Below are 4,422 nucleotides of genomic sequence, written 5' to 3' on the forward strand. Positions count from 1 at the left end.
GGTCGAAACCCGGCACGGGATCGGCACCTTTGTGCTGCAACCGCAGGACGCAGGCAACTTCAGGATTACCGCCGAAGACTTTGCGACTGTGGCCGACGTGATCTCCGTGCTGGAGTTGCGCATCAGCCTCGAAACGGAAGCTGCCGGCCTCGCTGCACAGAGGAGGACGCCAGAAAACCTCAAAGCCCTGGAAAATGCCCTGCGCGCATTTCATGACTCCATCAGCCTGGATTCCGATGCGGTGCCACCAGACTTCCAGTTCCATATGGAGGTGGCCCGCGCCACAGGCAACCGGCACTTCGCCGACCTCATGACCTACCTGGGCACCATGATCATTCCGCGCACCCGCGTCAACACAACGCACAGCGCACCGGAAGGCCGCTTCAATTACCTGCAGCGGGTCAACAGCGAGCACGAGAGCATTTACAACGCCATTCGAAGCCAGGATGCGGAAGCAGCACGCGCCGCCATGCGGACGCACCTTTCCAACAGCCGGGAACGGCTTCGCAGGGGTAACAACGCGCACACCATGCAACCTCCCGGCGAACCCTCCGAGGCCTCATCTCCCCGAAACCTGGGCACAAACCTGGTTGCATAAACCGTCGGTGAGTTGTACGATAACTGATAAATTTTTATCAACCATCCTACAACCCGTCCGGTATGCCCGCTTCCACCGCTCCCGCAACAGCCCTTTCAGCCCCCTCGCAAACACCCAAAATCACCCGCGTACAGGTGATTCCCGTGGCTGGCCAGGACAGCATGCTGCTCAACCTCAGTGGTGCGCACGGCCCGTTCTTTACCCGTAACCTGCTGATCCTGACGGATAGTTCCGGCCGCACCGGCGTGGGCGAAGTGCCGGGCGGCGAGAAAATACGCAAGACCCTGGAAGATGCGCGTGAACTGATCGAAGGCCAGTCGATTGGCGCCTGGAACCAGGTGCTCAATACCCTGCGCACACGCTTTGCCGACCGTGACAGCGGCGGCCGCGGCAACCAGACCTTCGACCTCCGCGTGGCAATCCATGCCGTCACCGCAGTTGAAAGCGCCCTGCTCGACCTGCTCGGCCAATTTCTGGGCGTACCCGTCGCGGCGTTGTTGGGCGAAGGCCAGCAACGCGATTCAGTCGCCATGCTGGGCTACCTCTTTTATGTAGCCGACCGCAAAAAGACGGACCTGGCATATGGCAGCGCGCCGGATGCCGAAGACGACTGGCTGCGCCTGCGCCATGAGGCCGCCATGGACGCCAAGGGCATTGTGGCGCTGGCCGAAGCGGCCTACAAGCGCTACGGCTTTAAAGACTTCAAGCTCAAGGGCGGCGTGTTGCGGGGCGAAGAAGAGATGGAAGCCATCACCGCCCTGGCGGAACGTTTTCCCGATGCGCGCATCACGCTGGATCCGAACGGTGGGTGGCTGCTCAAGGATGCCATCCGCATTTGCCAGGGCCGCGGCGATGTGCTGGCCTACGCAGAAGACCCCTGCGGAGCCGAAGGCGTGTTCTCGGGCCGTGAGGTGATGGCGGAGTTCCGCCGCGCCACAGGTCTGCCCACCGCTACCAACATGATCGCCACTGACTGGCGTGAGCTTTCCCACACCATTCACCTGCAGTCGGTCGACATTCCGCTGGCCGACCCGCACTTCTGGACCATGCAAGGGTCCGTGCGCGTCGCGCAGGTCTGCCAGACCTGGGGACTGACCTGGGGCTCGCATTCCAACAACCATTTCGACATTTCCCTGGCCATGTTCACCCACGTGGCTGCGGCCGCGCCGGGCAAGGTCACCGCGATCGACACGCACTGGATCTGGCAGGACGGCCAGCGCCTGACGAAAGCGCCGCTGCAAATCGTGGACGGCCAGGTTGCGGTACCGAAAACGCCAGGCCTGGGCGTCGAACTGGACATGGCAGAAGTGGAAAAAGCACACCAGCTTTATCTCAAGCACGGCCTTGGCGCACGCGACGATGCAGTGGCCATGCAATACCTGATCCCCAACTGGAAGTTCAACAACAAGATGCCCTGCATGGTTCGATGAATCCAGCGGGCTGCGGGAATTTAGAGGATTCCCGGAAATGCCCATTGAACAGGGCACTGCCCGTCAGGCGCCAGGGGCGGTATACCGCGGCGCCCTCCCCACCACCGATACCCACTGAGCCACTACAACAATCAGGAGACAAGACATGAAACGCAGAACCCTTTGCAGCATTGCGGGCGCGACACTGCTGGCACTGGCCGGCACGCTGGGCGCAGGCGGTGCCGCTGCCCAGACCAAACTCAAATGGGCACACGTCTACGAAACTTCGGAGACCTTTCACAAGCAGGCCGTCTGGGCCGCTGATGAAATCAAAAAGAAAACCAACGGCCGTTACGTGGTGGAAGTCTTCCCGGCCTCATCCCTGGGCAAGGAAACCGACATCAACCAGGGCCTGACGCTGGGCACCGTCGACATCATTTATACCGGCGCGGCCTTTGCCGGGCGTGCGCATCCGCCGCTGTCGATCGCTGCCGCGCCCTTTGTGTTTCGCGACTACGCGCACTTCCAGGCTTTCCGCAACGGTCCGGTCTTCCAGGAGCTGGCGCAGGGATACGCCAGCAAGACCGGCGGCCAGCACATTGCAGGCTACACCTACTACGGCCTGCGCCATATGACTTCCAACAAGGTCATCAGCAAGCCCGAAGACATGAAAGGCCTCAAGCTGCGCGTGCCTGATGCGCCACTTTTTGTGATGTTCCCAAGGGCCGTGGGCGCGAACCCGACGCCCATCGCATTTGCCGAGGTCTACCTGGCGCTGCAAAACGGGACGGTCGATGCGCAGGAGAATCCGCTTCCCACCATCGAGGCCAAGAGGTTTTACGAAGTCCAGAAATACATCACCCTGACCGGCCACATCACCGAATCACTGATCACTGCGGTGTCGGGTTCGGTCTGGTCCAAACTCAGCGAGGCCGACAAAAAAATCTTCGACCAGGTACTCTGGGAAGCGTCCAGCCGTGCCAGCCAGGATATCGTCGACGCCGAGAACCGCCTGGTCAGCGAGTTCGAGAAAAAGGGAAAAACAGTCAACAAGGTGGACCGTGCGCCTTTTGCGGCCGCCGTGTTGCCTTCACTCACCGCAGCTGATGCGCCTTGGCCCAAGAGCCTGTACGAGCGCATCCAGGCCATCAAGTAAGTGCTGACGCAGGATGCGTAGCGTCGGGGCGCCTGCTTGAGCCAGGACATCCATACCCGGCTCGCATCCATCGGTTTATCCATCCAGCATCAACGCAACCAACACAGGAGACACACCATGAAACGCCGGTCCCTCATCCATTCCGCACTTGCCTGCGCTGCCCTGTCGGCGCTTGGCCTTCCCGCTCTGGCGCAAGACAAATGGCCCAGCAAACCCATCACTTACGTTGTGCCCTTTCCCGCGGGCGGCACGACCGACATCCTGGGCCGGCTGATTGGGCAGAAGCTCGGGCCAGTCCTGGGTACCACCATCGTGATCGACAACAAGGGCGGCGCTGGCGGCAGCGTCGGTTCGGAAGTGGCATCCCGCGCACCGGCAGACGGCTACACGATGCTGGGCGGCACGGTCAGCTCGCATGCGATCAACGTGAGCCTGTACCCCAAACTGGGCTATGACCCGATCAAGTCTTTCTCGCCAGTGGCACTCATCGGCACCAACCCGGTCGTGCTGGTGGTGGGAGCCAACAGCCCTTACAAAACGCTGCAGGACGTGCTGGCGGCTGCAAAGGCCAAACCTAAAACCATTTCTTCGGCATCGGCCGGAAGCGGCACTTCGCAGCATCTATCGCTGGAACTGCTGGGTTTCAAGTCGGGCACCCAGTTCATCCATGTGCCCTACAAAGGCAGCGGTCCCGCCATCCAGGACGTGATCGGCGGCCAGGTGGACATGATGTTTGACACCACGGTCGTGGCCGGTCCGCATATCCAGAGCGGCAAGGTGCGTGCGCTGGCCGTCACCTCCGCCAAGCGCCTGGAGTCCATGCCCAATGTTCCAACGGTGGCCGAGTCCGTCCCCGGATTTGAAGTTTCCTCATGGCAGGCCATTTTTGTGCCGACCGGCACCCCCAAGCCCATCATTGACAGGCTGCACGATGAAATCATGAAGATCACTGCGCAGCCCGAAATGCAGGAACGCCTCAAGGGACTCGGCATGCAACCCTCGAGCATGACAACCGAACAGGTATCCGCCTTCCAGAAGGCTGAAGTAGAGAAGTGGGCGCAAGTGATCAAGGCAGCCAACGTCAAGCTTGATTAACCATGCCTTCGGCACTCAGCCCCGCGCGGCTGCGCCTCGCCGTCATTGGTGCAGGACTGGGCTCCGCGCCTCATTTCCGGAGTCTTGAAGACCTTGCGGACCAGGCAGACCTTGCCTGGGTCTATGCACGAAATGCCGAACGGCTTTCCGCTTTAAACGTACCC

General features: G+C 61.1%; 4 protein-coding genes. All 4 read left to right on the forward strand.

Features of this window, described 5'->3' with window-relative positions:
• Window positions 1–598, forward strand: a 598-nt coding sequence (locus AC1D0Z_RS16550; RefSeq protein ID WP_477659311.1) for a FadR/GntR family transcriptional regulator, incomplete at its 5' end; no start/stop codon positions are given.
• A 62-nt stretch (window positions 599–660) separates the two neighbouring features.
• Window positions 661–2,028, forward strand: a complete 1,368-nt coding sequence (gudD, locus tag AC1D0Z_RS16555) for a glucarate dehydratase (RefSeq protein ID WP_477659312.1) — start codon at window positions 661–663, stop codon at window positions 2,026–2,028.
• Between the two features lie 145 nt (window positions 2,029–2,173).
• Window positions 2,174–3,163 carry a sialic acid TRAP transporter substrate-binding protein SiaP gene (locus AC1D0Z_RS16560; protein WP_477659313.1) on the forward strand — a complete coding sequence of 330 codons (990 nt, stop codon included), beginning with the start codon at window positions 2,174–2,176 and terminating at the stop codon, window positions 3,161–3,163.
• Window positions 3,164–3,280: 117 nt separating this feature from the next.
• Window positions 3,281–4,258 (forward strand): Bug family tripartite tricarboxylate transporter substrate binding protein, encoded by a 978-nt coding sequence (locus AC1D0Z_RS16565; RefSeq protein ID WP_477659314.1) that lies wholly within the window; start codon window positions 3,281–3,283, stop codon window positions 4,256–4,258.
• Window positions 4,259–4,422 lie beyond the last annotated feature (164 nt).

The organism is Polaromonas sp. P1_E3 (assembly GCF_056405935.1).

Coding starts and splice junctions, on each gene's coding strand:
- gudD (WP_477659312.1), top strand. CDS start 661: ATGCCCGCTTCCACCGCTCCCGCAACAGCCCTTTCAGCCCCCTCGCAA.
- AC1D0Z_RS16560 (WP_477659313.1), top strand. CDS start 2,174: ATGAAACGCAGAACCCTTTGCAGCATTGCGGGCGCGACACTGCTGGCA.
- AC1D0Z_RS16565 (WP_477659314.1), top strand. CDS start 3,281: ATGAAACGCCGGTCCCTCATCCATTCCGCACTTGCCTGCGCTGCCCTG.